Raw genomic sequence first — 26,171 nt, 5'->3', positions numbered from 1 at the left:
CCGCATACTGATCCGTCGAGCAACGAGCCGCTACCGCTGGGACGCCCGACCCACCACCCGACGCCTCACATGATCCATTTGCCGGTCGGTCTTAACTGGGGACTGCAAAAAGAACGGTTTACATCCCGATCAAGGAAGAACACCTGATCAGCGACGTGACTGCCTCTGTCGAGGCGGTTGAAGAGGTCCGGCCGGTCGAGTTGTCGGCGGACGTGCTGGATGATCAGTTGATCGGGCAGTTGGTCGACCGAGCCCGCGCGAGCGGGCTGCAGTTGACCGGCGAGAGCGGGTTTTTGCAGCAACTGACCAAGCGGGTGCCGAAGTCCGCCCTCGATGGCGGGATCACTGATCACCTCGGATACGACAAGCACGACCCGGCCGGTGCCGGCAGCGGGCAGCGGGCACTCCCGCAACGGCGTCCGTGCCGAGACCGTGCCGACCGACGTCGGCCCGGTCCAGATCGCAGTCCCGCGCGACCGCGACGGCAGCTTCGAACCGCAGATCGTCAAGAAACGCCAGCGCCGGCTGACTGAATATCACCGGGCAAACCGGGTCCAGTGGCTGGTTCTGCCATTCGGCCATGCCCTCCATGACCTTGTCGGCGATCGTGGAAATGGTCTGCTTTGACACGCTGGCACCGTAGGCCTCCGCGAGGTGGGCGGAGATGTCGCCGCGCGCGGACAGCGACAAGACCATCTCGTCGACGCCGGCCACAGGCGGTCACCCAGACCTGCGTGGTCCACCCGATCCGGGCCTCGTTCCGCTGTGCAGGCCGGCAGGACTGGGACAAGATCTCTCGTGCGCTCGAGCCCATCGGTCAGTTGCACTCGTGTCACGCAAGAAGATCTGGCATCCCCGTGTGAGCCACCGCCCACGGAGAACGCACCCCCGGGGTCTTGAACGGCCCTCGGGGCGAGGTGGGGCGCGGCGCGGGCCGCCAGGAGTGGGAACGGCAAAGCCAGGGCTCAGGGTGCTGACCGTGGTCCGCATGAGACCGTCTGCGGGCTTCAGCCTGCCGACGTGCGTGCCGTGTCCCTGGTGCGGATGTGCTGGCTGAGAAAGAGAGCGGCGCGGTCCAGTGCCTCGTCGGCTTCGTCCAGGACGCCGGTGAATGCCTGGAAGACATGTGGGACGTCAGCGGTGATGTCCAGGATGACGTCCACTCCGGCGTCTCTCGCGCGCGCGGCCATGCGTGTGGAGTCGTCCAGGAGCATTTCGTTGGTGCCCGCTTGCAGGAGCATCGGGGGGAAGCCGGTCAGGTCGGCGAGGATCGCGGGGCTGAGCATGGGTTGGTGGGGGTCCTGTCCCGCGCGATACATGGCCCCGGTGTGTTCCAGGCCCTCACGCGTGAAGAACGGATCGATGCTCGCCTTGGTGTCCATGCTCTCGCCTGTCCGGGTCCCGTCCAGTCCTGGGGAGAACGCCACGATCGCGGCGGGCATGGGCAGGCCCGCGTCGCGAGCGGCGAGGCAGGTGGTGACAGTGAGGCCGCCGCCGGCGGAGTCGCCGGCGAACACCGTCGCCGACGGGTCTTCGCCGCCGTCGAGAAGTGCGCGGTAGGCGCTCAGCCCGTCCTCGATCGCGGCCGGGAACGGGTGCTCAGGGGCAAGCCGGTAATCCAGCGAGAACGCCCTGAACCCGGTTCTGGTCACCAGGTTCCCCGTCAGCGACATCGCCGTCTCCGGTGAACCGACCACGTAAGAGCCGCCGTGAAAGTAGAGGATCGTCCCTGCCTTCGGAGTGTCGACTGGCTCGACGAGCACCGCGGGCCGATCGCCGAGCGTCGTATTCCGGGTGCGGATCCCAGCCGGGACGATCATTTCCCCCATCATCGCCCTGAACCCGGCGCGGAGCTCCTCCACCGACCGAGGGCCCTCCGACTGAGGCCGTCGGACCATCACGTCGATCTCCGCGCGCTGTTGCCTGCTCATTGTCGCCTCCATCGCAAGTGCATGCCAAGGAACTAAATGCCGTGGCATGCAGGGTAGAATATATGCCATGGCATCTAAGTCAAGCCGTGGCCCGATCGACCTTCCGGGCTTCTTCGCCGATCTCGTCCGCTGCGAGACACGCCTCTACAACGCGCTGAACGACCGCCTTCGCGAGCGGCACGGGATCGTCACCTCGCAGTTCGAGTTCCTGCGCTTCCTGCGCGACCACCCCGGGTCCCGGGTGGCGGACCTCGCCACCGAATTCGCCATCGGGATCGGCGCGACCAGCAAGGGCGTCGACCGCCTCGAGAAGCAGGCATGGGTCACACGGCGAACCAATCCATCGGATCGCCGCTCATCACTGCTGGACCTGACCGCTGGAGGCCTGCGACTCGTCGAGGCGGCGGAGGCGACCTTCACCGAAGCACTGGCCGAGCTGACCGCAGACGTCCTCGGCGGTCCCTCAGGACTGGCCGCCGTACAAGTCCTCTCGGAGCTGCGCTCCGGGCTCGAACGCGACCAGATCGGCCTGCCCACAGGGTGACCGGCATGCGCATCCAGTGCAACTGCCCGTTCGCTGCGTGATCAGCTTTCGTTACGAGGGTGAATCCCGCGGATTGATCACGACGCGATACGCACCCTGGGCCTTCGCATTCGCCGTTCCGCGGTTGGGGCCGGTCACCACCGCTGTCCCGTACAGCCCGTACGGCAGTTCTCCGCCGCGCCGGGTGCCGGCGAGCGCCCACGCCGCGGCGTTGTCCAGGCCCCGCAGCACCGCTGCCCAGTCCGGCGTCTCACCGGTGGTGTGCCAGGTGGCGAGTGCACGGCGCCGACGGACGCCGGCAAACCAGTACGCCAGCCGCGCCGCACGGGCGGAACCCCTGTTCGGAGGACCTGCGGGCGATGCATGGCGGCGTCAAGACCTCGCTGAACGGGGCCCGAGAAAGCCGGTCGTCGGCGTGGCCCGGGTCCCCCCCCACACGACGGCGGCGCCGGACATGAGTCCTGTCCGGCGCCGCCCGCCCGCCTGCTCCCGGATGTTCCCCCGGCGTCAGGGGAGCCAGAGCGTCAGGAGGAAGCCCGGGCTGTCCCACGTGCACGTGTACTGGTAGGCCTGGCCGGAGTCGACGAACTTCTTGCCGGCCGTCTTGCAGGCCTCGCTCGTCGAATACACCTTGTACGGCACGCTCGCGGCCGCCGGGGCGGCGAGCGCCAGCATCCCGGTGAGCGTCGCGGCCACGGCCACGGCGACCGAGGCGCCTCTGCGCTTGTTCATGTCCCCTCCAGGAAGAGCTCGTTGCACGACTGGATCACCGGCATCCTCACACCATGACAATGGACACGTCAATGATGCGGATCATGGGCGGCGTCGCCGTGCCGTCCCGGCGGCAACGCGGCCGGAGGCCCGGCAGGGGCCCTGCTTCGGCGTCGACATACGGATACCTGACGATTCAGGGGTGCTGACGCCGGCTCCCACCGGGCGGATCAGCCCATGCGAAGGACGAGTACAGGTCACCCCGTTCGGGGTGGTGGGCTGAACTTCTCAAGGCCAGGTTCTTTGTGCTGAGCTGCCTGATCACCGGGGAGTCCCTCTCCGGCATTCCGACCCAGGCTACGAGGCTGGTAGTGGCCGTGATCGTGCTCCTTGTCGTCCGGAAGTTGGCTGTCGGGCCTGCTCGGCAACAGAGCAGGCGTTGACATCAGCGGCTGACCCGACCGAGCAACCTTCGGGAGTCCGCGCGGATACTGGGGCGTCTCGTCAGTGCTGACGCCGGGGAGGGGCTGTAGCAGACATCAGTTTCGGGATCTTCGTCGTACTCTTCATGGTTGCGATGAGTCTGTTCTCCGTGCGAGCGGCCTGGCTTCACTGGGCCGACTCGGATCGGGCGCCCGTCGCGGCGACGCACTGGTCCTCGACGAACCCGTCGGTCATCAGGGGACATCAACGCGGCATCGTTGCCCTCGCGGGCTGGCTGGTGTCCATGACGATCGGCATCGTCGCCGCTACCGCCGCCGGCGGTGCGGGCCCCGCTGTTGAAGAGGTCGGCGCCTTCTTCATCCTGGGCTCGTTCCCGTTGCTGATGCTGCATGCCACGATCGCGTGGTTCAACCGGCCGAAGTTCCTGGTACCGCCTCACCGGCGCAGCGAGACGGGCTCGGTGATCGAGTGGCGGCGTCACCGCCGAGACCTTCGCGCCGCGATAAAGGAGGCTGGGCAACGTGATACCCGAGGGCGACATTCGACCGACCCTCCGAAGCAGGGCTGACCTGCTCGGCCAGGCCGTCCCGCACCTCCGCCCTTGTCTTCCGAGCGTCCGCGCTGCGGCCTTGATCGGACCAGGTCCTGGCAGCGTTTGAGGGCGGGAAGCCGGGCACCGTGCGCAAGCTCGGGCGGCTGCTCCGTGCGGTGCCGGCCGCGTGAGCCACCCCGGAAATACCCGGAGAAGTGCCACTGATTCCCAATGGTGTTTGTCAAGGGTTTCGGTGACGCTCGGTGATCACGTCACGCCGCTGTGAGTCCGCGTTGGGGTGGCCCGGTGGTGAAGGTGCGTTGGTCTCGGATGAGGCCCCAGAGCACGTCCAGGCGGCGTCGGGCGAGTGCGAGGATCGCCTGTTTGTGGGTTTTGCCCTCGCTCCTCTTGCGTTCGCAGAACGTTCTGGAGGTAGGGCAGCAGCGGGCGGCGACCTGGGCGGAGAGGTAGAACACGCGCAGGAGGCGGCGGTGGTAGCGGTGTGGTCGGTGCATCTTGCCGCTGATGCGCCCCGAGTCTTTGGGCACGGGTGCCAGTCCGGCGACGCCGTCGAAGGCGGCATGGCCACCCTCAAGCGCCGGCGCATCTTCCGTCAGGCCCGCTGCAGCCCCAACCGTCTGTCGCCAGCGGCAAGAGCGGTACTCACCCTGCAGAGGCAACCCTTAAACGGCGCACTCTGCTCGCCCAACTCCCCTTCCCGGCCGGTCACTCCGTGTGCTCGGGGTGGGAGACCCCTGCCGCCCGCCGGACGCGTACGGCAGCGGGCTCGCGCTCGCGCACGGGCTGCACGTCCGCCTTGGTCATCGCCAGACGGGCGACCAGCAACACGATCAAGGCGAGCAGGGCCAGAGTCACCGGCCCGTCGCCGAGGCCGAGGCCTCCGACGGAGCGGGGTTTGCCCAGTCCGTCGGCGATCGAGGCGCCGAGCGGACGAGTGATCACGTAGGCGGCCCAGAAGCAGAACACCGGATTCCAGTGGAGCCAGCGGTATCCCACCGCCGGAACGAGGATCAGCACCGCGAACACGAACGCGGAGGCGAAGTAGCCCAGATGCAGGGTGAAGGCAGTGAAGTCGCCCAGTGCGGTGCCCATGGCGAAGGTGGCGACCACTGTCGCCCAGTAGAACGCCTCGCGGCGCGGGGAGTCGATGCTGTGCATCGACAAAGTGCCCTCGGTACGACGCCACAGCCAGAACACGGCCAGCAGCAGCAGCGTGTACAGCAGACTGGAGAGGGTGTACGGCACGCCGAGGGCCACATGCATGACGTCAGCGGCCATCGTCCCGAAGATGCCGACCATCGCGACGGCACACCAGTACGTCCACGCCCAGTAGCGAGCCTGACGGAACTGGACCGCGAGCGCGATAAGAAACGCGGCGAATCCCAGCACCACCGCGAGCGGGGGCGCCATGGCCTGGACGAGGTAGTCCGAGGCCCCTTCCCCCAGTGCCGTCGACAATCCCTTGACAATCCAGAAGGCGGCGATGATTCCGGGAACGCGAACCGCGCCCCGGAAGTCGTCTGCGGCGGTGTTGCCCGAACGGGCATGGCGAGTCATCGAAGTCACCGGGCAACCCTAGGGAGCCGACGCCGCGTTTGTCTACACGGCTGTAGACGGTCTAGCGTTGCGCCGACGCGAGGGGTCCCCCCTCCGTGCTGTCACCGATTGCAGGTGAGGGGTTAGATGACGACCGCAACGACACCCGACACTCTTCGGACACCTTCCCGAGGAATGCTCAACAAGGTTCCCGAAGTCACCGTCTGGTTCTGGGTGATCAAAATCCTGTGCACCACGGTTGGCGAAAGCTTTGCCGACTGGATCAACATGAACCTCGGTGTCGGTCTGATCAACACCGCCTTGATCTTCACCGCGGTCCTGGCCGGCGTCCTGGGATGGCAGCTCGGCACCAGGCGCTACGTCCCCTTCGTGTACTGGCTCACCGTGGTGGTGGTGAGCGTGACCGGCACTCTGTACACGGACATCCTCACCGACAGCCAGGGCGTTCCCCTCGCGCTGAGCAGCAGCGTGTTCGCCGGCCTTCTCGCTGTTGTCTTCGGCACGTGGTACGCCCGGGAGCGCACCTTGTCGGTCCACAGCATCATCACCCTGCCCCGCGAACTGTTCTACTGGCTCGCGGTCCTGGTCACCTTCGCCCTCGGCACCGCGACCGGCGACTGGACCCTGGAGCTGACCGGCTGGACGCCGGATGTCTCCGTGCTGCTCCCGCTCGGGTTGATCGTCGCGATCGTCTTCGCGTGGCGCCTCGGCGCGAACGCGGTGCTCTCCTTCTGGCTGGCCTACATCCTCACTCGCCCGCTCGGCGCCAATCTCGGCGACTGGCTCGGCTCGCCCAGCAGCGACGGGGGACTCGGCCTCGGGACCGCGGCGACCAGCGTGATCTTCCTTGCCGCGATCCTCGCCACGGTTGTGTACCTCACCTTCAGCCGCAGCGATGTCATCGAGGCCGCCGACCCGACCCCGCGGGCGGCGAACCCCGCGCGCGAGCGCATCATGCTCGGCTACTACGCCGTCGTAGCGGCCGCGGCCGGGGCGCTTCTCGTCTGGGCACACCAGCAGCCCCACGCGGCGGTGACCGGCGAGGACGACGCCCCCGCGCCCGTGACCGCCCATCTCACGCCGAAGCAGGCGACCTCGTCGTTCCCTCCAGCCGACATCGCGAAGTTCCGCACGATCACATCCGACACCCTGACGAAGCTCAACTCCGGCGATCAGGCGGCAGCGACCACCCGAGTGGCCGACCTGGAGACCGCCTGGGATGCCGACCAGCCCACCCTCGAGCCCAGGAACGAGAAGGCCTGGCGCTTCCTCGACAGCGAGATCGACCAGGTCCTGACCGCGCTGCGCGCCCCGAACCCGGATCAGGCCACCGAGGCCAAGGCACTCACGACCCTCCTCACCTCGCTCGGCTGACCAGCCACGATGACCGACTGCCCCGACGCCGGGGCAGTCGGTCACCCACACCGTTGCGGCCAGCCGGCCAGTGGCTGTCGTCCTCGACCGTTGCGAGGAGCGCGGCCTCGACATGGGCCTCTGCGAGACCCGTCCACGCCCGGGGCCGCCACCAGTCGTGAACGCCGGCCACCGGGCCGGCCGGCCACGGTCGAGGCCTCCCAATGCCGAGTCCGGTGACGCCCACGACATACCGACGGTCATCGGCCCCGGAGGCGTCGCGCGAGCCGGCCATGGCCCCGACGGGCAGCCCCACCGCCAGTGGCCGTCTACAGTGAGGTAGACGTGCTGCCGCGCTGCGAACACGGGTTCAGGGAGGTTTCATGGCGGACACTGGCGAGCGGCGACCGGCAGGTGAGCTGGAAGAGAGCGTGCTGGCGGTGCTCTGGACGGCTGGGCGACCGCAGACAGCGGCCGAGATCCGGCGGGCACTCGATGAGACGCTGGCCCGTACCACGGTGGCCACGGTCCTGGCCCGGCTGACCGAGAAGGGCACCGTCGGCCGCCAGGATGCCGGCCGGGGCTTCGCGTACTTCCCCGTCCAGGACGCACACGGCCTCACTGCCCACCGTATGCACCGCGTGCTCGACCAGGACGACGATCGCGAGAGCGTGCTCGCCCGCTTCGTGGACCAGCTCGCTCCGGAGGACGAGCGCCTGCTGCGCGGCCTGCTGGGAAGCGGGGAGCACCCGTGATCGCGCTCCTTCTGATTCCCCTGATCGCGCCGTTCGCCCTGCCACCCCTGGCGCGCCGCACGGTCGAGCGGATTCGCCCGGATGTCGCCCTGTGGGCGGTCGCCGGGGCCTCGGCGGTGCTGGCCGTCGGGGTCCTGGCGTGTCTGGGCGCTCTGGTGCTGCCCGTTGCCCTGCAGGTGCCGGTACTGGCCTCGTTCATGGATGTGGTGCACCCGCTCGACGCCGGCCGGCCGATGGTGGTGCGGTTCCTGGCGGCGGTGTCCGGAGGGGCACTCGCCGTCTGTGTGGGGGCGCTCGTTCGTGCCGCGGTGCGGCTGCTCATCCGGTTGCGCGCCGTGCGGGCCCGCATTGCGGAGCGTGCGTCCGCCGGCGACCTCTGCGTCGTCGAGGACGACCGTCCGGACGCCTACGCGCTGCCGGGCCGCCGCCGTACCCCGGGCCGGATCGTGGTCACCACCGGGATGCTACGGGCGCTGTCACCTGCGCAGCGTGAGGTGCTCTTCGCCCATGAGCGGGCCCACTTGGCCGGCCGGCATCACTGGTTCCTGGCGGTCGCAGATCTTGCCGCCCGCTGCCACCCCGGACTGCACGCGACGCGCTGCTGGGTGACCCTGGCCGCCGAGCGTGCCGCGGACGAGGAGGCCGCGTCGGCGAGCGGCGACCGCAGGCTGACCGCCCATGCCGTCGGTCACGCCGCTCTCGCCGTGACCGCCGGCGCCGCCGGGCGGCCCATGCACGTGCCGGGTGCCACCGGCGGTCCCGTCCCGGCCAGGGTCAGAGCCCTGTTGGCGCAGGCGCCGCGGCGACGGGTCGCGCCCGTCCTGCTCGCGGTGCTGTTGCTGTGCGCGGGCGCGGCCACGGCGGCGATGAGCGGTGCGGCAGATCTCCATCGCGCGGTGGGGGTCGCACAGGGTGAGTCTGCGGGCGACTGAGACGACCGACCCGGGGCGGAGCGGGCTCACACTGGTCGTCCGCCCCACGGCGACCCGGCGCGACCTCGTCGAGGCTGAGCGGCGCTCCTTGCGTGCCGGCCGACAGCGGACGGGTACCCGGCCCAGGACCACCGTGCGAAGCGCCGCCCCGACGCGCCGGTGTATCCGCGGGCGGCACGTTCGGCCGGACCGACGTCTACAGTGTTGTAGACGATCCATGGAGGTGCAGATGCCCAGGCGCACGGCCGAAGGAAAGGGCCGCATGGTGATCCGAGTGCGGCCGCATGGTCACCCGCGCTGGACCGGCGTCTCATGAGCGGCGTGACCGGCGTCACGACGATGCCTGCCTGGCGTCGCGTCCGGGGACCGGTGGGCACTGTGGGTCTGGTGGCGTTCGCCGGTTTCGCGATGCTCACCGCCGTGGTCGTGAGCCGTGGCGGCGCCCCGTTCGCCCTCGACGGCACGCTGCTCACCTGGTCGACCGGGCACCGCCCGGATGCCGCCGTGTCAGTGGCGGGCCTGGTGACGGCCACGGGCACGGGTCCGATCGCCTATGCCCTGGCCGCGCTCGCCGGGGTCGTCGCCGGGCGTACGGCACGGCAGCGCGCGCTGGCCGCCGCTGCCGCGCTGCTGTGCCTGGCGGCAGGACAAGCGGCGCGGTACGCGGTGCGTGATCTGGCAGCACGGCCGCGACCGGGCGTCCAGGACTGGGCCACCCACGCCTCCGGCTACGCCTTCCCTTCCGGGCACACCGCCACCTCGGCGGTGATCGCCGGGCTCCTGGTCACCGCCGTGCTGACCCGGCGTTCACGCGGCCGCGCGTGGTTCGCCGCAGCGGCCCTGTGCTGGGCGGCGGCCGTCGGCCTGAGCCGTGTCTACCTCGGCGTCCACTGGTTCAGCGATGTCATCGGGGGCTGGCTCTTCGCGGCGTCCTGGCTCGCGCTGTGCCTGTGCCTCGCTGCCCGGTGGCTGCTCCCCCGCCTGCCGGCGGCATGACACGCTGACCTCAGGTGACACTTCAGCCGCCGATCTGACACCACGGAGCAGCACAACCCACGGCGGAACAGTCACCGGAGAACCCCTGGACCCCGGGCTCCGCATGCGGCTGTCCCTGCCGGCTGCGCCCTGACCGTGCGCAGCACGGCCGAACCCGGGCCAAAGGCTGAGGGGTTCATCGGTCGCCGGCAGTAGGTCCCGCGCCTCAGGCGCGCTTCGCGCCCGCTTGGCTAGGGTCGATCCCCATGGTGACCACAGGAATCGTTCGGCGCGGGACGGCGGAGCGGGTGCGCGACACTCGGGAGCGGCTCGTTGCTGAACGGGATGTGTGGGTGTCGACGGCTCACCCCGATCACGGGCCGCACCAGGTGCCGCTGTGGTTCTCGTGGGATGGGCGGGCAGTGTGGATGTGCACCAGCGCCACTTCTGTGACCGCGCGAAACGTCCGCAAGGAGCCGCGCGTTCGGCTGTCGCTGCCGAACTCCTTCGACGTGGTGCTTCTCCAGGGTGAGGCGGAGTGCTTCCCGGACGACGAGGTGCCCGGCGGCGCAGCCGAGGCGTTCGCCGACAAGTTCGGGTGGGATCCACGCGGGGAAGAGGGTTCCTTCCTGTATGTGCGCGTGGTCCCCAGGACCGTGCGCGCGTGGCGCGGCGAGCCGGAACTGCGCGGGAGGGGCATTATGCGCGACGGGACGTGGCTGGAGTGACGGCCGTTCCTCGTCGGCGCGCGCCTCTGCCAAGACGGGCCGCACGTGCCACACGCGTGCCACGTCGGACGCGGCCGGCGGGCGACCGCGGAACGCCTGTGAGAGGTCCACGTCACCGCGGGTCAGCACCGGTCCGGTTGAGGCATGGTTGTTCCCGGTCCTTCCGAAGGGGGAGCCCAGGCTGTCGCGGTAGACCCCAATGTACTCAGCGGCGGTGACCTCGACCAGGCAGGACGCCGGGGCCACATGACAGCGACGACCGGAAATCGCTGCGCTCCTCCAGTGCGCCGGATGGCGAGCAGGCCGCAGCGTTCGACGCATGCTGAAGCGCACGGTCCGCCGTGTGGTCAGCCGTGGTCCTCCCACTCCGCTCGGCAGAACCGTGCGCCGCTGACCACGGTGTCGCCGGCTCGATTGGCTCGTACATACATGTTGAGGCCGGGCGAACCGAGATCTCCTCCGCAGCCGAAGGTGATGCCCATTCCGCTCTCCTCCAGTCGCTGCATCAGGGACGCGTCCACGGCCTGGACGGACATGCCGATCAGGCGGATGCCCTCGAATTCCACCTGCGGCCCAGTGAGTCCGTCAACGGTGACTGCGCCCAGGGTGGGGGGCCTGCCTGGGCCACAGGCATAGTGAGCGGTCACGCCGGCCTTGTCGAACCGGTCGTGGGACAGGATCCACTCTCCGGGGTTCTCCCACGGCCGACCGAAGGAGTACCGGCCGAGACGAGCAGCCGGCTGCTCGTCCAACGCGCTCGACACCTGCTGCGGATTCATGCCGAACCGGAGGGGACCTATGCTCTGCAGCGGTGTCCAGTCCCAGCGCGGCCGGTCTTCCTCGGCCCTCACGGGCCACGTCCCCGGGTTCGGCTGCTCGTCACTGACATCCCACCAGTAGGCGACCGGCTCGGATCCGTACGGATCCTCCGCCAGCTCACTGCCGACGAGCAGGGCATGGGTGATCATCGTGTCCTGCCGCTGCAGATACCCCTCGGACGACAGCCCCAGTTCCTGCGTGGCGCCCATGGAAACACCCCAGGCCTCGACCTCCGGATCACCGCTCCAGTTCACTCGTACGGGAGTCCCCTCCCGGTGTGCGAGGTCCTGGATGTCCGCACACACCTCGGAGGGCACGCGGGCGATCAGCTCGATGTCCCGCAGACGCACCAGCGGGCCGTCCATCGCATCGATCGCTACCGCGACCAAGCCCGAATCCGCCCCGTAGATCCCGGTCACACCCCAGTCGGTGTAGGAGCCCCAGCCTTTGCCGCTGCCCAGTCCCTGTGAGACGTGGGCGATCGCCCCGTCCATGGCCGACGCCACCTCATCCGAGTTCATCCCGAACCGCAGCGGCCCCACCCCCACCAGCGGGTCAAGCGCCCACTGTGCTCGCTCCCCAGGCTTCTTGTTCCACCAGTGCACCTCAACCCCCACGGCTGTTCAGAACACTCCCAGCAGGTCTGCCAGGATCAGGGGCCACCCTAGGCGCGGCCTCCGACAACAGGCGCCAGCGCTCGACGAGCTCCCGGTCGTCATCGTTCCACGCACTTCCGACGAAGACGCTCGCCCCCTCACCACCCCGCCCCGCCGCGCCCCTGCCGAACGGTCCCGCAGGGCCCGCTCCACCCCTTGGACCACCACCTCGTGAGGCAGCGCGGGCGGGGTCTGAAAGCTCATGTGAGAGTGCACCCCCGCGAGGCCGCCCAGCCCGCACGACCACACGTGCCGGCAAGGCCGGGGGGAGCGTGGCCCGATGCTGCGCGAGGGCGAGGCGTTTCGACCCTGGAAGACGGCGTTCGCCGTAGGGTGGGATGCGCCGAAGCAGGCCAACGGCCGAGGGAGCTGCCCATGACGCGGTACCTGATCTCGTTCGATGACGGCGCGATGACCTTCCCCGAGGAGGAGTTGTCCGAGGTGGCCGAGGCCTCGCACGAGGTGGTGCGCAAGGCTCAGGAGGCCGGCGTGTGGGTCTTCGGCGGTGGGCTGGAAAGGCAGCAGGCGAGCGTCGTGGCCACCGGCGGGACCGTCACCAAGGGCCCGTACCCGGAGACCAAGGCGGTACTCGGCGGGTTCTCGATCATCGACGTGCCCTCACGTGAGGACGCGCTGGAGTGGGCAGCGAAGATCGCTGCCGCGTGCCGTTGTGCCCAAGAGGTCCGCGAGATCATGGCAGACCCGGCCGTCTGACCGCAGACGACCCGCCCCGGCTGGGACGTGCTTCGGGAGCGGCTTGCGACGTGCGGGGGCGAAACGCTGTGTGTCTGTGAGCAACGCGATCGGAGGGCACGATCCGGCGGCCGAAGCGTGGACGCGGCTGGTGCTCGACGAATCCGGGTGAGGCGGCGCGGTGGGGCCGGGCGGCGGACACGCCCTGACCCGGTGCGGGCTGGTGTCCACTTGGCTCCCTACGAGACGGCCGGAGGCGCCCGCGATCGAGTCAGGGCCGCGGCTGTCAGGTGTCCGGGGGCGTCCGATGACCTGGATCGTCCGAGCGGATGAAGGCGAGCGCCCGCCTGATATTCGGTAGAGGGTCCGTGGGGTACTCGTGACCGAGCCCGGGCAGCACTTCCAGTCCGCACGGAATCCCGTGTGACGTCAGGAACTCGGCGAGCCGTCGCATCTTTTCGCACCGCACGCCGTCGTCGTCGTTCGCGCCGACCATGAGGTAGCCACGCGGCGGAAGGCCGCTTCGCCGCTGCTTCTCCATGACCGGCAGCCAGGACGCGGGGTCGCCAGTACGCGGGCCGGCCATCCCGAGCAGGACGAATCCACGAGCCGGTACGGTCCCGCCGAGGGCCATACGCAGGGCGGTTTCGGCACCCATCGAGAACCCGGCGATGATCAGGTGGTCCACGTCCAACTCGTACTCGGCTGTCAGCGTCGCGTACTGCTCCCGGACATCGCGCAACGCTTCGTCTTCGTCGTCCCAGACAGCGCGGTCCCGCGCGATCCACTGGGACGACTGGACGGCCGCGAGCAACCGCCCTTCCCGCACGACCTCCCGCCAGCCGTGCAAGCATTCCCGGGCGCCCCCACCGTTGCCGTGCAGAGCGATGACAGCGCGGTACGGTTCCGGCCCCGCATCCTCCCCCACGACCGAGCAATGTGCCGCCGTCGAGGCAGCACGCTGCCGGGCGAGACTCTCGCGTGCCACATCCTCGAAGCCGGCCGTGCCCTGCAACGTCCCCCATGACGGTGATCGACGCAGCAGAACTTCCCCGTACCAGTACCCCGTGCCAAGGCCTCCCGGATGAGGGTCACGGCGAGATCGGCCCTGCCCATCCGCGCGGCCGCGCAGGACCGCAGGTAGTAGACGTCCGATGCGTCGTCGGGGAACCGCGGTCCCTCCTCGGTGATCAGGCTGTACGCTTCGGCGTGCCGCTGCTGGTCCGACAGACGCTTCACACGTTCCTGCAGGCCGCGGAATCCAAGTGGCGCCATTTCCCTCCCCCTTGGGTCGTCCCGCTCGATCCTCGCATCACGCCCGCGGACCGTCAGCAACGACCCGCGCGCGAGCCCCGCCCGCCCTGCGGCGCTGCGCGACCACCACACATCCGGGGTCCGCCCAGGTGGGTGCCGACGCGGCTCGCGGACGACCGGTAGCCTCAGCCCCCGAACCGGTGCACCTCGGATCAGAAGCAGAACTTCGGCCATGCTCCCCCGGCTCGTCCGACGGTCGATGGCGCGGTCGCACCACGGCGACAACAACGATGGAGAGCCATGCCCGGACCGGCCCGCCGCAGACCCACCGCCTTGTATGCGACAGCCACGACCTGTGCCGTCATAGGCGCCCTGCTGTGCGTGCGCAGCCAGGGCGGCACGCCCCCCAGTCTCTCCACCCGCTCGTACGGGGACTTCCTGGCGGCCGATGCGTACACCCCGTCGGACTGGCGGGTGTGGTCACCGGCGGTCCCCGAAGACCGTCTTGGCCTGTACCTGCTCGCGGCCGGGCTGGTGCTGGCTGTGGTCGCGCGCCTGTTGTCCGCACGACGTGACTGAGCGGCGCCGACGCCGTACGAACATGGGCCTCCTGGTCTGCCCCGGCGGAAAATCGAGGGCGCGCACCCGCGTCACGCGGAATCATGAGGCATGCGCCCGGATGAATGGCACCTCACCGAGGACCTCGACCGCTTTCTCGCCCGAGCCGGCGACTTCCTGCGCTCGCGCCCGGCACTTCACACCCTCCCGCTGACGGTCACCGAGACCCTGCGAACACGCGGGCTGGACGCGTACGGCGCCGAGGCCCCCGTCTTCGGCTGGCTGGAACGGGCGGGCGAGGTCCGCGCGACCTACTTCCGCACCCCGCCCCGCCACCTCAACCTCACCCCCCTCGACCCCGAGGGGGCGGACGCTCTCGCCGCGCACCTGGCAAGCCTGGGCCACTGCCTTCCGGGCGTCAGCGCGGACCACGACTCCGCCACCGCCTTCGCCGACGCCTGGCAGCGGCACACGGGCGCGACAGCGACGCTCCAGGAACGGCAGTGCCTGTACCGCCTCGGTACGCTCACCCCGCCGCCGGCGCTCCCCGAGGGCCGGGGCCGGGTCGCGGACGAGCAGGACCGCGACCAACTCATACTCTGGTACCGCGAGTTCGTCGAGGCGACGGGAGGGCTCGCCCCCACTGACGCCGGATCCTGGGCCGACGCACGCCTAGCGCACGGACGCGTCGTCTTCTGGGAGGCCCCGGACGGCACCCCCGTCTCCATGGCGGGCACGACCCCCATGGTCGCCGGGCAGATCCGGGTGGCCCCCGTCTACACCCCCGCTCACCTGCGCGGCCGCGGCTACGCGGGCGCCGCGACGATCGAGGTGAGCCGGGCCGCGCTGGACTCGGGCGCGGCGCATGTGCTGCTGTTCACGGACCTGGCCAACCCCACCAGCAACGGCCTCTACCAGCGGCTCGGGTATCGCCGGGTCACCGATTTCGCCGTGTACGGCTTCGCGTAGGCGCGACCGGCGCGCCATCGCCTGCTGGTCCTTTCCCGGGCCTGCCCGCGCGCCGTCTGGAGACGGACTGTCAGACCTGAGACAGCGGACGGTCCCGCGGAGCAGCGAGTCCGGGACCGGCAGATCTGGCACCGAGTCACTCTTCGAGCCGAATGCAAGCTGACACGCCGTGCGCACTCGGCCTGGCGCAATTATGGTCGAAGAGCAGACAGGACTGGCTATCCACTGGAACACGGCCGTCCCTCCCAGGGGCGGCCGTCTCTCTTGCGCCCGGCCGGAACCCGCCCGACACCGCGGCGGCCTGCCGGGGTACGCCGGAAGCGCGGCGTCGCGCCCGCCGCCAGAACCTGTGGTCCGCCGGCGGTAGCCGACCGCCTTCCGGTCGCCGAACGCGCCCCCGACGCGATCCGGGCCGCACACGGACCGGCGGCCGGACGGTACCGGCCCTCGGCCGCACCGGCCCTCGACCCCGCCTCGGGCTCGCACGACATCCAGCGAGGTCAGACCTCGCACATCTCCGTAGGCATCACCTGCCTGATGCCACATCACGCCTTCTCCGGCAGGGATCACTACAGACGCCCCACGAGTCCTGCCAGTAACTCTTAATTTAGGAATTATTATTGACGGGCGCCGGTGAGTCCCTGCAAGATCCTGGCAACACCACCGCAGGCGTGCGGGCATTGAGTGGTCAGGAGACCGACCGCCGCACCCTTGACGAGGGAGCGGTACCTCGGGCTCACGGCCAGGACGGGTCGGCATGCCTGATCGATCGGACAGCTAAGGATCCGATGTGAAACGACATCTCACCGCCCTCCTCGCTCTCGTGACCGGCTTGCTGGCCGTCTCGGTGCCTGCCCAGGCCACTCCTGCGGCCGGCAAGGCCGCCGCCGCGCCGCCGGCGCCCCAGCAGGTGCTGAGCCCGACGCCGTACATGGGCTGGAACACCTACTACGCGTTCGGTGGCGACCCCACCGAGGCCGAGATCAAGTCGACAGCCGACTTCCTGGTCAGCAGCGGCCTGCGCGACGCCGGCTACCAGTACGTCTGGATCGACGGCAACTGGGCGGCGCCGACCCCGCGCAGCGCGGCCGGCGACCTGACGCCCAACCCCGCTCAGTTCCCGAACGGGCTGGCGCCGCTGGTCGACTACATCCACTCCAAGGGCCTGAAGGCCGGCATCTACACCGACGCCGGCCCGTACATCCCGGGCAAGTGCGGACTCGGCAGCAACGGCTACTACCAGCGCGACGCGGACCAGTTCGCCGCCTGGAAGTTCGACGCGGTCAAGGTGGACTACCTCTGCGGCATCGCCGCGAACCTCGACCCGAAGACCGTCTACACCGAGTTCGCGCAGGCGCTGCGGAACAACGCCAGCAAGCGTCCCATGATCTTCAACCTCTGCAACCCGGTGACCTCCCCCGACTGGGGCAACTACCCGGAGGAGCAGCAGTCGACGTACTCCTGGTCCTACGCGCCGAAGATCGCGCAGTCCTGGCGGACGTACACCGATGTGGGCTTCGTCGACGAGATCAAGTTCAAGGACGTGCTGCGCAACTACGACGCGAACGCGCGGCACCCCGAGGCCGCGGGTCCCGGGCACTTCAACGACCCGGATTACCTCGGTCCCGAGCACGGGATGTCCGACGAGGAGTTCCGTACCCAGATGACGCTCTGGTCGGTGGCGGCTGCCCCGCTGGTGATCGGCAGCGATGTCACCAAGCTGGGCAAGGCCTCGCTCAGTACTCTCTCCGACCCCGATGTGCTCGCGATCAACCAGGACCCCGCCGTGGTCCAGGCCGTCCGTGTCGGGGCCGCCGGGACGACGGAGACCTGGGTGAAGCGGCTCGCCAACGGTGACCGTGCCGTGGTGCTGCTCAACCGCGGCGACAGCCCGGCGACCCTGACCACGAAGGCGTCGTCGGTCGGCCTGTCCGGCCACCGGTTCACGCTGAAGAACGCCTGGACCAACGAGGTCACCGAGAGCGCGGGCACGATCAGTGCCGCCGTCCCGGCCCACGGCGCGGCCTTGTTCCGGGTCAGCCGTGCCACAGGCAAGCCCGGAGTTCCGCACGTCGTGGCCGGCCTGCCGCAGGTGACGCGGGTCGGTGGCGACGCGGTGCCGGCCGGTACCGCCCCGCTCGTCGCCGGCGGCGACCAGGCGCGGGTCGAGGTCACCGTCCGCAACGACGGTGGGCAACCGGTCCAGGCTCCGCGGGTCGACCTCGCGGTGCCCGCCGGCTGGACGGCCGGTCCGCTCGGCACGGCACCCAAACTGCTGGCCTCCAACCACTCCGCGACCTTCGCCTTCACGGTGACCCTGCCGGCCACCGCCGAGCCGGGCAACGCCGCACTGACCGCCACCACGTCCTACGAGGTCATCGGCAAGGGACGGCTGCGGCAGGAGACATCCACACCGCTGGTCGTCGCACCGGCGGCACCCCACGGCGACGTGGCGCTGTCGCACCACCAGTGGATCAGCGCCACCAGCGGCTGGATGAGCCCGACGGTCGACAACAGCGTCGGCGGCTGGTCGCCGATCAGCATGCTCGGCCAGGTCCACCCGACCGGCATCGGGGTCGCCTCGCCCTCCACCGTCCGCTACTACCTCGGTGACCAGTGCAGCCGGCTGACCGCGACCGTCGGCATCGACGACGCGGTACGCAACGTCGGCCCGGAGGGCGGCACGTCCACCTTCCAGATCATCGGCGACGGCAAGGTGCTGTACGACAGCGGCGTGGTCACCCGCGACGACGTCCACCAGGCCGACGTCGACCTGACCGGCGTCCGGGTGCTCGACCTCGTGGTCGGCGACGCCGGCGACGGCGGCTACAACGACCGCGCCGACTGGGCCGGCCTGAACGCCACCTGCTGAACCGCCTCGGCCGCGCCCGGGGGACACCTCACCCGGGCGCGGCCGTACTTCGTCCTGAAGGGTTCGTGGACGCCCTCGGCGCCTTCAGTGATTTCGGCATCGAGGCCGCGCGACTGTACGCAACGGTGAAACTCCTGACGCACGGGGCCACGAGCGCCGCCCCGGCTTCCGAAGCGCGGCCCCGACGGTGCGGGCTTCAACCCGCCGACCAGCACTTCCCGTCGTCCTCCGAACCCGGCACGGCGTTGTCCGAGCCCGGGCGTACTCTTCCCACCGATGATCAACTGCCCGGCCCCGCAGCGAACCTGCGGGTTTCGGGTCGGTTGGGCACCTACCCAACGGGAAGAAGGATGCTCTCCATGCGGGAACCGCAGAACCGGTCGACCGGACACCGCCGCAGACGAACACTCGCCCTGATAGCCGTGAGCGGCGCCGTGCTCGTCGCGGCCGCCGGCCCGGCCGTGGCCGACGGCGGCGACGAGACCGACTACCTCGACATCAACGCGCCGTGGGAGGTCGTGCTCCCGATGGCGGACGCCGACACCGGGGCCGCGGTCCCACGGACGGTCCAGCTGGGTGTGGGCCACGACAACCCGGACAACAACGTCACCGGCGGCCGGATCACCGTGGACGCCGGCGACATCGCGGACGTCGCGACGGTGACGTGGCCGGCCGCGTGCACCCCGGACAGCGTCACGCCGCTGGTCGCGACCTGCGACTTCGGGGCGGTCGGCACGTGGCCCTACACCGACGTCGCCGCTCTCACGCTGCGGGCCAAGGCGGGCGCCCCAGAGGGCGGCTCCGGATACCTGCACGTCTCCGCCGACGCCGACAGCGATTTCGGGCAGCTGACCACGGAGCCGATGGACGTGTCCGTCACCGTCGGCAGCGGCCCGGACCTGTCCCTGAACCAGCTGCCCCGGCTCAAGGGCGTGTCCCCGGGGACCGACGTCGACCAGGCACTCCGGCTGAGCAACCTGGGCAACCAGACGGTCGACCGCACGCTCCTCACCTTCTTCGCCTCGCACGGGCTCGACTTCGTGCACCGGTACGCCAACTGCTCCTACGCCGAAGACGACCAGGCCGCCAACCCCACGGGGACCACCGCGGTGTGCGTCGTGGACCAGCCGGCCGCACCCGGCATGACGTACGACCTGTCCGCCGCGGCGGCCGTGCACGCAGGCTCTGCCGCGCTGTACGAGCGATTCGACTACTCCGCCCAGCCCTACACCGACGAGGCCTACGAACAGGCGCTGAACGGCAAGGAGTTCTCCCCCGGCTCCGGCGGCGAACTCACCCTCGCCCCAGTGACGGCCGCGCGCATGTCCGCGGCCGAGGAACCCGCACCGGACCTCGACCAGGGTGACAACTACCGCGCCACCACCATCCAGGCCGTCAACACCGCCGACCTGGTGGCGGAAGGCGCGCGGGTGACGGGACTGCCCGGTGACACCGTCACCACCACCGTCTCGGTACGCAACGACGGACCCGCCTGGGTGTCCTCGCTCTTCGCCGGGGAACCGGTCGCGCTGGTCGACGTGACCCTCCCCGAGGGAACCACCGCCGTGGGAGCGCCGGGCAACTGCCAGGGAGGCGGTCGGACCTTCCGCTGCCACACCCCGATCTACCTCTGGGAGAAGGACAGCAGCGCCTTCACCTTCAGCGTACGCATCGACAGCCTGGTCCCCGCCAATGCCCCGGGCTCCATCTCCGTCGTCAACGACCACGACGAGCCCCCGGTCACCGACTTCGACCCGGACCTGACCAACAACACCGCCCCGATCACCGTCGCCGCCACCGGCTGAGCCGCAAGGCGCTCGGGGCCCGCCACGCCGTCCAGGCCGCGGGCCCCGGGCCCTCCCTCACGGGAGGTGTCGCGGCCACGTCCGCTCAGGCTATGCCGCCGTTCAACGTGAGGTCGATGCCGTTGGCTATCGGGTTCTCGAGCAGGAACAGGCAACCGTCGACGATGTCGGCCATGGTGGCGAGACGTCCGGTGAGCGTCATCTTCTGAGCCATGTCCTGGAGCTGCTCGTTGTCGACGACGACGGGGCTGTCGACAATGGCCCACGGGTGCAGCGAGTTCACCCGCACCGGAGCCAGTTCCACGCTCAGCGTGCGCACCAGTCCCTGGACGGCGGCATTGACCGCGGTGAGCGTCGTCGAACCCGGGTAAGGGATGTCCTTGGCCATGCCGCCGAACAGCAGCACCGAGGCGTCCGCGGACATCCGCTCGCGCAGCGAGGCGACCACGGTCGTGTAACCGACGATCTTCGTGGTGGCCAGGGTGGTCGCGGTGACCACGTCGTACGCCCGGGTGGTGTTCATGTCGCGCACCATCCCGACGAGCACCACGCGGTCGACGGTCCGCACGCTCTCGAGTGCGGCGGCGATCTCCGCCGGGCGGCTCAGGTCCAGCGCGAGACCCCTGACCGTGCCTCCCGACTCCCCCGCCAGTTCCTCTGCCACCTCCGCAACCCTCTCCTGGGTGCGTCCGGTGATGACGACGTCAGCACCTCGCCGCGCGTACTCCGCGGCCAGTGCCCGCCCCGTGCCCTGCGTGGCTCCTACGATGAGGACCGTGCTCATTTCCGCTTCCTTCGGGTGTGCGACACGCTGTTCGTTCGATCAGCCGGCGGGTTCTCCGCCGCCGGGCGGGCCGCCCGGCGGCCCGGCTCCACGGCACGGCGTCGACTGCCGTCCGCGGCAACTCTCCACCACCGTGGGATTGTTGTCACGCGCGGCACGGAGCACTCACGCAGGAGCCGAGGGCTTCCGGCCAGCCCCGCTCGCGTGACAGCGGCCGGGGTGGCTCCGCCGGATCGACGGGACCCTGTCGCGGGGACCACCGGGTGCGTGGTGCAGGAGTGGATCACCGGCCAGTCCGCCGCTCACTGTTCGCCGAGGGCGGCCCGAGGCGGCCGTAATTCGTTTGACCCGGCCACAACTCGACGCTGCACTGTGGCGGGCACCATGAACGTGGTGCCGGTACCCGGGGAGGCAGCGGCAACATGAAGATCCGTCCCACGACCGACCAGGACCTCGACGTCTTCGTCGACACCCTCCATGCCGCGTTCGGGCGCTTCCCGGAAACCGCGGCCGAGGGTGGCCGCGGAGTCTGGTGGTCGGCGCTCGAAATGGACCGCGGCCTGCTCGCCGTGGCAGCGGACGGGCGACCCGTCGGCACCGCCGGCGCGTACTCCTTCGAACTCACCCTGCCCGGCAAAAGCATCGTCCCGGCCGCCGGAGTGAGTTTCGTCGGTGTCCTGCCCTCGCACCGACGGCAGGGCGTGCTGAGCGCGATGATGCGGCATCAACTCGGCGAGCTGCGCGCCCAAGGGGAGTTCCTTTCCGTACTGCTGGCCTCCGAGGCCACGATCTACGGCAGGTTCGGGTACGGACCGGCGACCTACACCGGGCGACTGACCGTGCCGCGCCACGAGGCCGCCCTCGCCCTTCCCCGGGCGGCGCGCGGCGCGGCCGACCCCTCGGCGAACGGCTCGGACGCCGGTTCCGTCGAGGTGCTCCAGCGAGCCCGGTGCGGCGAGATCCTGGAAGAGGTCTACGACCGGTACCGCCGTGCGCAACCCGGCGCGCTCTCCCGGCCGCACCGCTGGTGGGCCCTGGGTGCGGGGCAGCCCCCGGTCTCCCCGACGCCGCGCTACGTCGCCGTCCACCGCGACGCGGACGGCGTCCCCGACGGGTACGCCAGCTACTCCCTGGACGAGTCACGCACCTTGACGGTCGATGAGACCATCGCCACCGACGACACCGTCTTCGCGGCCCTGGCCCGGTTCCTGCTCGGACACGACCTGGTCACTCAGGTCGTGTTCCGGCATGTCCCGACCGAGCACCCGCTGCGCTGGCAGTTCGCGGATTTCCGGGCCGGCCAGGCGAGCAACCACACCGACTGGCTGTGGGTGCGACTGCTGGACATCCCGCGTGCACTGACCTCGCGCGGCTGGTTCACGGACGGCGAGCTCGTCCTCGACGTCGACGACCCGTTCCTCGGCGAGCGCGGCCGCTACCTGCTGACCGTCCGGGACAACAAGGCCGACTGCGTCCCGACCGACCGGGAACCCCACCTGTCCCTGGACGTGAGAGACCTGGGCTCGATCTACCTCGGCGGCACCACGCCGAGCACCCTCGTGTGTGCCGGGCACATCCGAGCGCTCCGCCTGGGTGCGGCCGCCCTCGCCGACTCCATGTTCCGCGCCGAACGTTCCCCGCACTGCCTTCACTGGTTCTGACCGCGCTTCGCGACGGGTTGGCGCCTTGACGGCGTCGGCACCCACGTGAGCTCGACGAAGCGGGCGTTGACGGGATCTTCGGCCCGTCGCCTGCCCAGGCTGCGGTCGAGCACGGCCGGGGCCCCAGCGGTCGGCCGCCTCACCGCGTTCCGGGCGCTGTCGTCACGTGGACCGGCTGCTCCCGAGGCGTTGAGCACGACGGCAATGACGGCCGCTGCTACCACCTTCGCGCGCGGGAGCATGCCCGGGCATTCAGTGGCGTCGCCGTCACCAACCGCGGAACGTGTCAGAGCCGTCCGTGCAGTCAGCGGAGTCGGGGAAGTCCATATTGGCGATGCTCAGGTTGGCGGAGATTTCGGGGTTCCACTCGACCGGGACGCGGAAACTCCGCCCGGGATCGTCGTACAGATCGACGGCGAGAAGCGGGCGCGTCGGATCAGTCATGGTGACTGCATCCGCTAGGAACACGTATGTGATCTTGTCGTCCTCCTCGGATGCGGCATCCTCATCGACCAAGGTCCGAATGCTCGCGTCAGCGAAACACTTGTCGTCGATGTACGTCGCGGCTGTGTCGTCTGCAGCGTCGATCGCCATTCTCAGGGCCTCCCAGGCCGAATCGTCGCTGAAATCGATCCGCAGCACCTGGGACGCCAGATCGTCGGCGTAAGGCAGAGCCATGCGGCCATACTCTGACCCGAGAACTGCCGCTGGCGGAGCCAAGGGGGCATGCCTTGCGCGGGTCGGCGACGTTCCGGATGGCGCGGGCAGCAGGTACGCAGCGGAAGCGCAGGACCGAGTTGCGGCCGGGAGGCGACGACCGCGCGCGGATTCACCAGCAGGTCATCATCGATTAGGTAAACGGAGTCGTGGCGGACCTCGCAACCAGGCCTCCACGCGAAAGCGGGAGCTGATGCGCCGTATAGGGCACTCCTCGGTGCGAACCGATCGCGGGCACGTAGTCGCCCCTTTCCGGCGGGTCACGACTTCACCCCGCCCAGTGCTGACCGCATAAGTTCACCGGGTTGGGGGCGGGGCCTCGCCTTCACCAAATGGGCTGAGCGACCTGAGCACTCGCGCAGGGAGACAGCGACACACTGGTGTCACCGGAAGTCGGGTGAGACGTGACGTCGAGAGAGTGCCAGCCTGCGTCGTTCCCGGTCGATTTCTGTGACGACGACCGTGACCTCGTCGCCGACCTGAAGGACGTTCTCCGGAGGCTCCACAGGCATCCGGGTGAGCTCTCGTAGATGGACCAGTCCCTCAACGCCGTCGGCGACCTCAACGAAGACGCCGAACGGGACCACCTTGGTGACCTGTCCGTGCAGCGTCTGGCCCACGGCAGTGCCTTCGATGAACGCCGCGAAGGGGTCCGGTCGCATCGCCTTCAAGGACAGCCTTGCCTCTCCGTTCCAGTCGTCGAACTGAAGGAACTCACATGAGATGTGCTGTCCGACCCGAACGACGTCCGAAAACTGCGTCGATGCGGCGCCAGGACAGTTCGGGGATCGTGATGAAGCCGACGCCAGGGAAGACCGGGTGGTCCGGGCCGTCGTCCAGCGACACGAACACGCCGAACCGCTCGATCGCCGCGACTTTTCCGGAAAGGACCTCTCCGCGGTGTCGTGATGTCAGGAACGCCCAAAGTTCTGGATTCTCGGTGGCGGTCATCGCCAGCCTGACCCGGCCCTCGTCCAGGTCAACGGCAAGCACCTCAGCAGTGATCCGCTGGCCGATCTTCACGGCCGCAGCCACATTCCGGCGCCAGGAGACGTCCGCCGGCCAGACGATTCCCAGCGGGCGCGCGGAAAATCCGTCCAGCGTCACCGCCACCCCGTGAGACCGCGTGATCTCTGCAACCGTCCCGCTGTAGAGGTCGCCAACGTGGACCCCTGCCAAGAACTCCCGGGAAGTCTGATCGTCCGGCGCCGCCCCCATCCCGTCAGCCTCTCATGGCGAGCTGTGCGCCGGGCCCGGAGGGGGCGTGGTCAGGCTGCGGTTGCCCATGCTCGTCCGCCCCAGTGGCTGCCTTTCTCGCTGCGGATGCGGGTGCGTTCTCGGCGTTGGGCGGCGAGGGGGTGGCGGGCGTTGGCGTGGCGCCAGCGAAGTACGCGTGCAGGGCCCGGGTCTGGACGGTGTGGTCGGGCTGGTGGGAGTTGGTCAGGGTGAACTGTCGTCGGTGACGGGCATTGCTGCGCGGCCGGTACCGGACAGGCGGGGGGGTTGTGCCAGCACGTGGTGCCGGCGGCGTCGTCGCGCGCCCTCAGGGTGACGGTTGACGCCAGCATGGTGATCGTGGGGTCTATGCGGAGATCGTGTTCGTGGCCACCCCGGCTGCACGGGCAGCGGCTGCCCGCTGTGTCGTTCGGGCACTGATCCCCCTCGTACAAGGGATACCACCGATCCGCTCCTGCCACGGGCGCCGGCGGCGCAAGCCGGGAAAGCTGCGCGCCGACCAGGACTATGACTACGCTGGCCTGCGGCGATGGTTACGCCAGCGTGGCATCCAGCACCACATCGTAAGGAAAGGAGTCGAGTCCTCAGAGTGACTGGGCCGCCACCGCCGGACGATCGAACGCGCCACGCCAACTGCCGCCGGCTCCACCGCCGCTGCGACCGTGAGGCCGACCACTTCCTCGCCTTCACCGCCATCGCTCGCCCCCTCATCTGCTGCCGCAGACTCACCCATGGGGACGACATCACCATCGGTCCGGCTGCCAGGATGTGCCCGTCAGGTTCTTGACCGGGTGCCGCTTGACAGACGATGGCGGGAGAGAACGCGTCTGCGTGGTGAAGTGGGGGCCTCTGACAACTCTGACAACAGGGAGCGTTTCTTCTGATGACCGCACAGCCCGCACGCCGTAAGCGCATCGGTCCCGGAACCGCCTCGGTCATGGATGGTGTCTCGCCGTTCAAGGCTTCCCTCGTCAAAGCGGTGTTCAGGGACGTGACCCCGATGCACGTCTCTCGTTCGGCCGCGTGGGCCGCCGCGTCGGTGACGCGGACAGTGCTGACAGAGATAATTGACGGCGCGAGGAGAGCGGCGGCGGAGGAGGCCCGGAAGAAGCTGATTCCCAGGGACCTTCTCTCGGCGATCGACCGGAACGTCGAGCTGGAAGTAGGGGACAAGTGGTATGACCACAGCCCGACGTTTCGGGGCCTGACCGGTGTCCTGTCCGACGCCGAGGGTGTCATACTGCCTTCTCCTAAGCGCAGCAGGTCACGCAAACCGAGTGCTGTGGTCGGCGCCCACAGGTTCGAGGCCGGAGTCAGGAAGCTGCTGCGGAGCCAGGGGGCGACTGCCGTCCCGGCGATGGTCCGCGACCTGGACGGAATCGCGAGCGTGTTCCTGACGGACCTCGCCCGGGACGCGGCGACCATCGTCCGCGAGGGCGGGGGCGAACGTTTCGGTACCGTCACCCTGGTGGTGGCGGGCAAACCCGCGCCCCCACTCCGCAAGGACTCCTTCCGAGCCCTGTCCGCCCGCAGGGTGACCGCGCGGACCATCGGCAGGGATGACATCCTGGCCGCCACCACGCTTCAGTTGTTCGGCGGCGGCCTCAGGCAGCGAACCCTGACCGAGGCACGCGAGGCGACACAGGACCCTTCGGCCGGCTGAG

24 protein-coding genes and 6 pseudogenes are annotated in these 26,171 nt (G+C 69.6%); 17 read left to right on the top strand and 13 right to left on the bottom strand.

What is annotated here, in order from left to right:
* Positions 1-65: 65 nt before the first annotated feature.
* Positions 66-353, bottom strand: coding sequence for a hypothetical protein (locus ACIP98_RS34230; protein WP_401979785.1), 288 nt, complete (start codon positions 351-353; stop codon positions 66-68).
* Between ACIP98_RS34230 and ACIP98_RS34225 the strand changes: the two are divergent.
* Positions 258-528: pseudogene (locus tag ACIP98_RS34225) on the top strand (transposase); the annotation flags it as partial. The gene ACIP98_RS34230 and the pseudogene ACIP98_RS34225 sit on opposite strands and share 96 nt — an antisense overlap.
* A 3-nt stretch (positions 529-531) precedes the next feature.
* Here ACIP98_RS34225 and ACIP98_RS34220 read toward each other — a convergent pair.
* Positions 532-714 (bottom strand): annotated as a pseudogene (locus tag ACIP98_RS34220) (transposase); the annotation flags it as partial.
* A gap of 293 nt (positions 715-1,007) precedes the next feature.
* Entirely contained in the window at positions 1,008-1,931 is a 924-nt protein-coding gene (locus ACIP98_RS34215) for an alpha/beta hydrolase (protein ID WP_319665000.1), read from the bottom strand.
* Between the two features lie 67 nt (positions 1,932-1,998).
* On the opposite strand from ACIP98_RS34215, the gene ACIP98_RS34210 reads away from it, so the two are divergent.
* Positions 1,999-2,475 (top strand): MarR family transcriptional regulator, encoded by a 477-nt coding sequence (locus tag ACIP98_RS34210; protein WP_319664999.1) that lies wholly within the window; start codon positions 1,999-2,001, stop codon positions 2,473-2,475.
* A 507-nt stretch (positions 2,476-2,982) separates the two neighbouring features.
* On the opposite strand, the gene ACIP98_RS34205 is transcribed toward ACIP98_RS34210, so the two are convergent.
* The gene (locus ACIP98_RS34205) at positions 2,983-3,207 is read right to left on the bottom strand and encodes a hypothetical protein (RefSeq protein ID WP_319664998.1); all 225 of its coding nucleotides are present in this window, start codon (positions 3,205-3,207) and stop codon (positions 2,983-2,985) included.
* Positions 3,208-3,763: 556 nt separating this feature from the next.
* On the opposite strand from ACIP98_RS34205, the gene ACIP98_RS34200 reads away from it, so the two are divergent.
* Positions 3,764-4,198 carry a hypothetical protein gene (locus ACIP98_RS34200; protein ID WP_401979772.1) on the top strand — a complete coding sequence of 145 codons (435 nt, stop codon included), beginning with the start codon at positions 3,764-3,766 and terminating at the stop codon, positions 4,196-4,198.
* Positions 4,199-4,434: 236 nt separating this feature from the next.
* Here ACIP98_RS34200 and ACIP98_RS34195 read toward each other — a convergent pair.
* A pseudogene (locus ACIP98_RS34195) lies at positions 4,435-4,731 on the bottom strand (transposase); the annotation flags it as partial.
* On the opposite strand from ACIP98_RS34195, the pseudogene ACIP98_RS34190 reads away from it, so the two are divergent.
* Positions 4,732-4,842 (top strand): annotated as a pseudogene (locus ACIP98_RS34190) (IS5/IS1182 family transposase); the annotation flags it as partial. It lies immediately after the preceding pseudogene.
* Between the two features lie 46 nt (positions 4,843-4,888).
* On the opposite strand, the gene ACIP98_RS34185 reads toward ACIP98_RS34190, so the two are convergent.
* Entirely contained in the window at positions 4,889-5,740 is an 852-nt protein-coding gene (locus tag ACIP98_RS34185; RefSeq protein WP_401979782.1) for a hypothetical protein, read from the bottom strand.
* A gap of 174 nt (positions 5,741-5,914) precedes the next feature.
* Here ACIP98_RS34185 and ACIP98_RS34180 point away from each other — a divergent pair, with 174 nt between their 5' ends.
* From ACIP98_RS34180 to ACIP98_RS34160, 5 genes are all read left to right on the top strand, one after another.
* Entirely contained in the window at positions 5,915-7,114 is a 1,200-nt protein-coding gene (locus ACIP98_RS34180) for a hypothetical protein (protein WP_401979770.1), read from the top strand.
* A 362-nt stretch (positions 7,115-7,476) separates the two neighbouring features.
* Positions 7,477-7,848 (top strand): BlaI/MecI/CopY family transcriptional regulator, encoded by a 372-nt coding sequence (locus ACIP98_RS34175; RefSeq protein WP_401979768.1) that lies wholly within the window; start codon positions 7,477-7,479, stop codon positions 7,846-7,848.
* Positions 7,845-8,780, top strand: coding sequence for a M48 family metalloprotease (locus ACIP98_RS34170; RefSeq protein ID WP_401979766.1), 936 nt, complete (start codon positions 7,845-7,847; stop codon positions 8,778-8,780). Before ACIP98_RS34175 ends, ACIP98_RS34170 begins: the two co-directional genes overlap by 4 nt.
* A gap of 312 nt (positions 8,781-9,092) precedes the next feature.
* Positions 9,093-9,776 carry a phosphatase PAP2 family protein gene (locus ACIP98_RS34165; protein ID WP_401979763.1) on the top strand — a complete coding sequence of 228 codons (684 nt, stop codon included), beginning with the start codon at positions 9,093-9,095 and terminating at the stop codon, positions 9,774-9,776.
* 245 nt (positions 9,777-10,021) lie between these two features.
* Positions 10,022-10,483 carry a pyridoxamine 5'-phosphate oxidase family protein gene (locus ACIP98_RS34160; protein WP_401979761.1) on the top strand — a complete coding sequence of 154 codons (462 nt, stop codon included), beginning with the start codon at positions 10,022-10,024 and terminating at the stop codon, positions 10,481-10,483.
* A gap of 347 nt (positions 10,484-10,830) precedes the next feature.
* On the opposite strand, the gene ACIP98_RS34155 is transcribed toward ACIP98_RS34160, so the two are convergent.
* Positions 10,831-11,907, bottom strand: coding sequence for a hypothetical protein (locus ACIP98_RS34155; protein ID WP_401979758.1), 1,077 nt, complete (start codon positions 11,905-11,907; stop codon positions 10,831-10,833).
* Positions 11,908-12,333: 426 nt separating this feature from the next.
* Here ACIP98_RS34155 and ACIP98_RS34150 point away from each other — a divergent pair, with 426 nt between their 5' ends.
* Positions 12,334-12,672, top strand: a complete 339-nt coding sequence (locus ACIP98_RS34150) for a YciI family protein (protein WP_401979757.1) — start codon at positions 12,334-12,336, stop codon at positions 12,670-12,672.
* Positions 12,673-12,937: 265 nt separating this feature from the next.
* Here the strand turns inward: ACIP98_RS34150 and ACIP98_RS34145 are convergent, their stop codons facing one another.
* Complete coding sequence (locus ACIP98_RS34145) at positions 12,938-13,579, bottom strand: alpha/beta hydrolase (protein ID WP_401979755.1); 642 nt, start codon at positions 13,577-13,579, stop codon at positions 12,938-12,940.
* Between the two features lie 626 nt (positions 13,580-14,205).
* On the opposite strand from ACIP98_RS34145, the gene ACIP98_RS34140 reads away from it, so the two are divergent.
* From ACIP98_RS34140 to ACIP98_RS34125, 4 genes are all read left to right on the top strand, one after another.
* Entirely contained in the window at positions 14,206-14,484 is a 279-nt protein-coding gene (locus ACIP98_RS34140; RefSeq protein ID WP_401979753.1) for a hypothetical protein, read from the top strand.
* 90 nt (positions 14,485-14,574) lie between these two features.
* Positions 14,575-15,432, top strand: coding sequence for a GNAT family N-acetyltransferase (locus tag ACIP98_RS34135; RefSeq protein ID WP_401979750.1), 858 nt, complete (start codon positions 14,575-14,577; stop codon positions 15,430-15,432).
* 790 nt (positions 15,433-16,222) lie between these two features.
* Positions 16,223-18,304 carry an NPCBM/NEW2 domain-containing protein gene (locus tag ACIP98_RS34130; RefSeq protein WP_401979749.1) on the top strand — a complete coding sequence of 694 codons (2,082 nt, stop codon included), beginning with the start codon at positions 16,223-16,225 and terminating at the stop codon, positions 18,302-18,304.
* A gap of 359 nt (positions 18,305-18,663) precedes the next feature.
* Positions 18,664-20,109, top strand: coding sequence for a hypothetical protein (locus ACIP98_RS34125; RefSeq protein WP_401979747.1), 1,446 nt, complete (start codon positions 18,664-18,666; stop codon positions 20,107-20,109).
* An 85-nt stretch (positions 20,110-20,194) separates the two neighbouring features.
* On the opposite strand, the gene ACIP98_RS34120 is transcribed toward ACIP98_RS34125, so the two are convergent.
* Entirely contained in the window at positions 20,195-20,893 is a 699-nt protein-coding gene (locus ACIP98_RS34120) for an SDR family NAD(P)-dependent oxidoreductase (protein WP_401979745.1), read from the bottom strand.
* A 422-nt stretch (positions 20,894-21,315) separates the two neighbouring features.
* Here ACIP98_RS34120 and ACIP98_RS34115 point away from each other — a divergent pair, with 422 nt between their 5' ends.
* Positions 21,316-22,554: a GNAT family N-acetyltransferase gene (locus tag ACIP98_RS34115; RefSeq protein WP_401979742.1), complete on the top strand. Its 1,239-nt coding sequence runs from the start codon at positions 21,316-21,318 to the stop codon at positions 22,552-22,554.
* A gap of 267 nt (positions 22,555-22,821) precedes the next feature.
* Here ACIP98_RS34115 and ACIP98_RS34110 read toward each other — a convergent pair whose 3' ends face one another.
* From ACIP98_RS34110 to ACIP98_RS34095, 4 genes and pseudogenes are all read right to left on the bottom strand, one after another.
* Positions 22,822-23,232 (bottom strand): DUF6924 domain-containing protein, encoded by a 411-nt coding sequence (locus tag ACIP98_RS34110; RefSeq protein ID WP_401979740.1) that lies wholly within the window; start codon positions 23,230-23,232, stop codon positions 22,822-22,824.
* Between the two features lie 422 nt (positions 23,233-23,654).
* Positions 23,655-23,933 carry a S1 RNA-binding domain-containing protein gene (locus ACIP98_RS34105; protein ID WP_401979737.1) on the bottom strand — a complete coding sequence of 93 codons (279 nt, stop codon included), beginning with the start codon at positions 23,931-23,933 and terminating at the stop codon, positions 23,655-23,657.
* A gap of 52 nt (positions 23,934-23,985) precedes the next feature.
* Entirely contained in the window at positions 23,986-24,378 is a 393-nt protein-coding gene (locus ACIP98_RS34100) for a S1 RNA-binding domain-containing protein (RefSeq protein WP_401979734.1), read from the bottom strand.
* 161 nt (positions 24,379-24,539) lie between these two features.
* A pseudogene (locus ACIP98_RS34095) lies at positions 24,540-24,727 on the bottom strand (IS630 family transposase); the annotation flags it as partial.
* Positions 24,728-24,917: 190 nt separating this feature from the next.
* Between ACIP98_RS34095 and ACIP98_RS34090 the strand changes: the two are divergent.
* Together ACIP98_RS34090 and ACIP98_RS34085 are read left to right on the top strand one after the other, a co-directional pair.
* Positions 24,918-25,294, top strand: a pseudogene (locus tag ACIP98_RS34090) (hypothetical protein); the annotation flags it as partial.
* 96 nt (positions 25,295-25,390) lie between these two features.
* Positions 25,391-26,170, top strand: coding sequence for a hypothetical protein (locus ACIP98_RS34085; protein ID WP_401979732.1), 780 nt, complete (start codon positions 25,391-25,393; stop codon positions 26,168-26,170).
* Position 26,171: the final 1 nt, after the last annotated feature.

It is taken from the genome of Streptomyces sp. NPDC088354 (assembly GCF_044753585.1).
Taxonomy (GTDB): Bacteria; Actinomycetota; Actinomycetes; order Streptomycetales; family Streptomycetaceae; genus Actinacidiphila.
The sequence above is the reverse complement of the archived record's forward strand: the minus strand, read 5'-3'. Positions and strand labels throughout refer to the sequence as shown.

Excerpts from the sequence above, each read along its gene's own strand:
- ACIP98_RS34185 (WP_401979782.1), bottom strand. The coding sequence starts at position 5,740 with ATGACTCGCCATGCCCGTTCGGGCAACACCGCCGCAGACGACTTCCGG.
- ACIP98_RS34205 (WP_319664998.1), bottom strand. The coding sequence starts at position 3,207 with ATGAACAAGCGCAGAGGCGCCTCGGTCGCCGTGGCCGTGGCCGCGACG.
- ACIP98_RS34085 (WP_401979732.1), top strand. The coding sequence starts at position 25,391 with ATGACCGCACAGCCCGCACGCCGTAAGCGCATCGGTCCCGGAACCGCC.
- ACIP98_RS34105 (WP_401979737.1), bottom strand. The coding sequence starts at position 23,933 with ATGCGACCGGACCCCTTCGCGGCGTTCATCGAAGGCACTGCCGTGGGC.
- ACIP98_RS34215 (WP_319665000.1), bottom strand. The coding sequence starts at position 1,931 with ATGAGCAGGCAACAGCGCGCGGAGATCGACGTGATGGTCCGACGGCCT.
- ACIP98_RS34200 (WP_401979772.1), top strand. The coding sequence starts at position 3,764 with ATGAGTCTGTTCTCCGTGCGAGCGGCCTGGCTTCACTGGGCCGACTCG.
- ACIP98_RS34165 (WP_401979763.1), top strand. The coding sequence starts at position 9,093 with ATGAGCGGCGTGACCGGCGTCACGACGATGCCTGCCTGGCGTCGCGTC.
- ACIP98_RS34120 (WP_401979745.1), bottom strand. The coding sequence starts at position 20,893 with ATGAGCACGGTCCTCATCGTAGGAGCCACGCAGGGCACGGGGCGGGCA.
- ACIP98_RS34175 (WP_401979768.1), top strand. The coding sequence starts at position 7,477 with ATGGCGGACACTGGCGAGCGGCGACCGGCAGGTGAGCTGGAAGAGAGC.
- ACIP98_RS34125 (WP_401979747.1), top strand. The coding sequence starts at position 18,664 with ATGCGGGAACCGCAGAACCGGTCGACCGGACACCGCCGCAGACGAACA.
- ACIP98_RS34110 (WP_401979740.1), bottom strand. The coding sequence starts at position 23,232 with ATGGCTCTGCCTTACGCCGACGATCTGGCGTCCCAGGTGCTGCGGATC.
- ACIP98_RS34180 (WP_401979770.1), top strand. The coding sequence starts at position 5,915 with ATGCTCAACAAGGTTCCCGAAGTCACCGTCTGGTTCTGGGTGATCAAA.
- ACIP98_RS34115 (WP_401979742.1), top strand. The coding sequence starts at position 21,316 with ATGAAGATCCGTCCCACGACCGACCAGGACCTCGACGTCTTCGTCGAC.
- ACIP98_RS34160 (WP_401979761.1), top strand. The coding sequence starts at position 10,022 with ATGGTGACCACAGGAATCGTTCGGCGCGGGACGGCGGAGCGGGTGCGC.
- ACIP98_RS34135 (WP_401979750.1), top strand. The coding sequence starts at position 14,575 with ATGCGCCCGGATGAATGGCACCTCACCGAGGACCTCGACCGCTTTCTC.
- ACIP98_RS34210 (WP_319664999.1), top strand. The coding sequence starts at position 1,999 with ATGGCATCTAAGTCAAGCCGTGGCCCGATCGACCTTCCGGGCTTCTTC.
- ACIP98_RS34150 (WP_401979757.1), top strand. The coding sequence starts at position 12,334 with ATGACGCGGTACCTGATCTCGTTCGATGACGGCGCGATGACCTTCCCC.
- ACIP98_RS34140 (WP_401979753.1), top strand. The coding sequence starts at position 14,206 with ATGCCCGGACCGGCCCGCCGCAGACCCACCGCCTTGTATGCGACAGCC.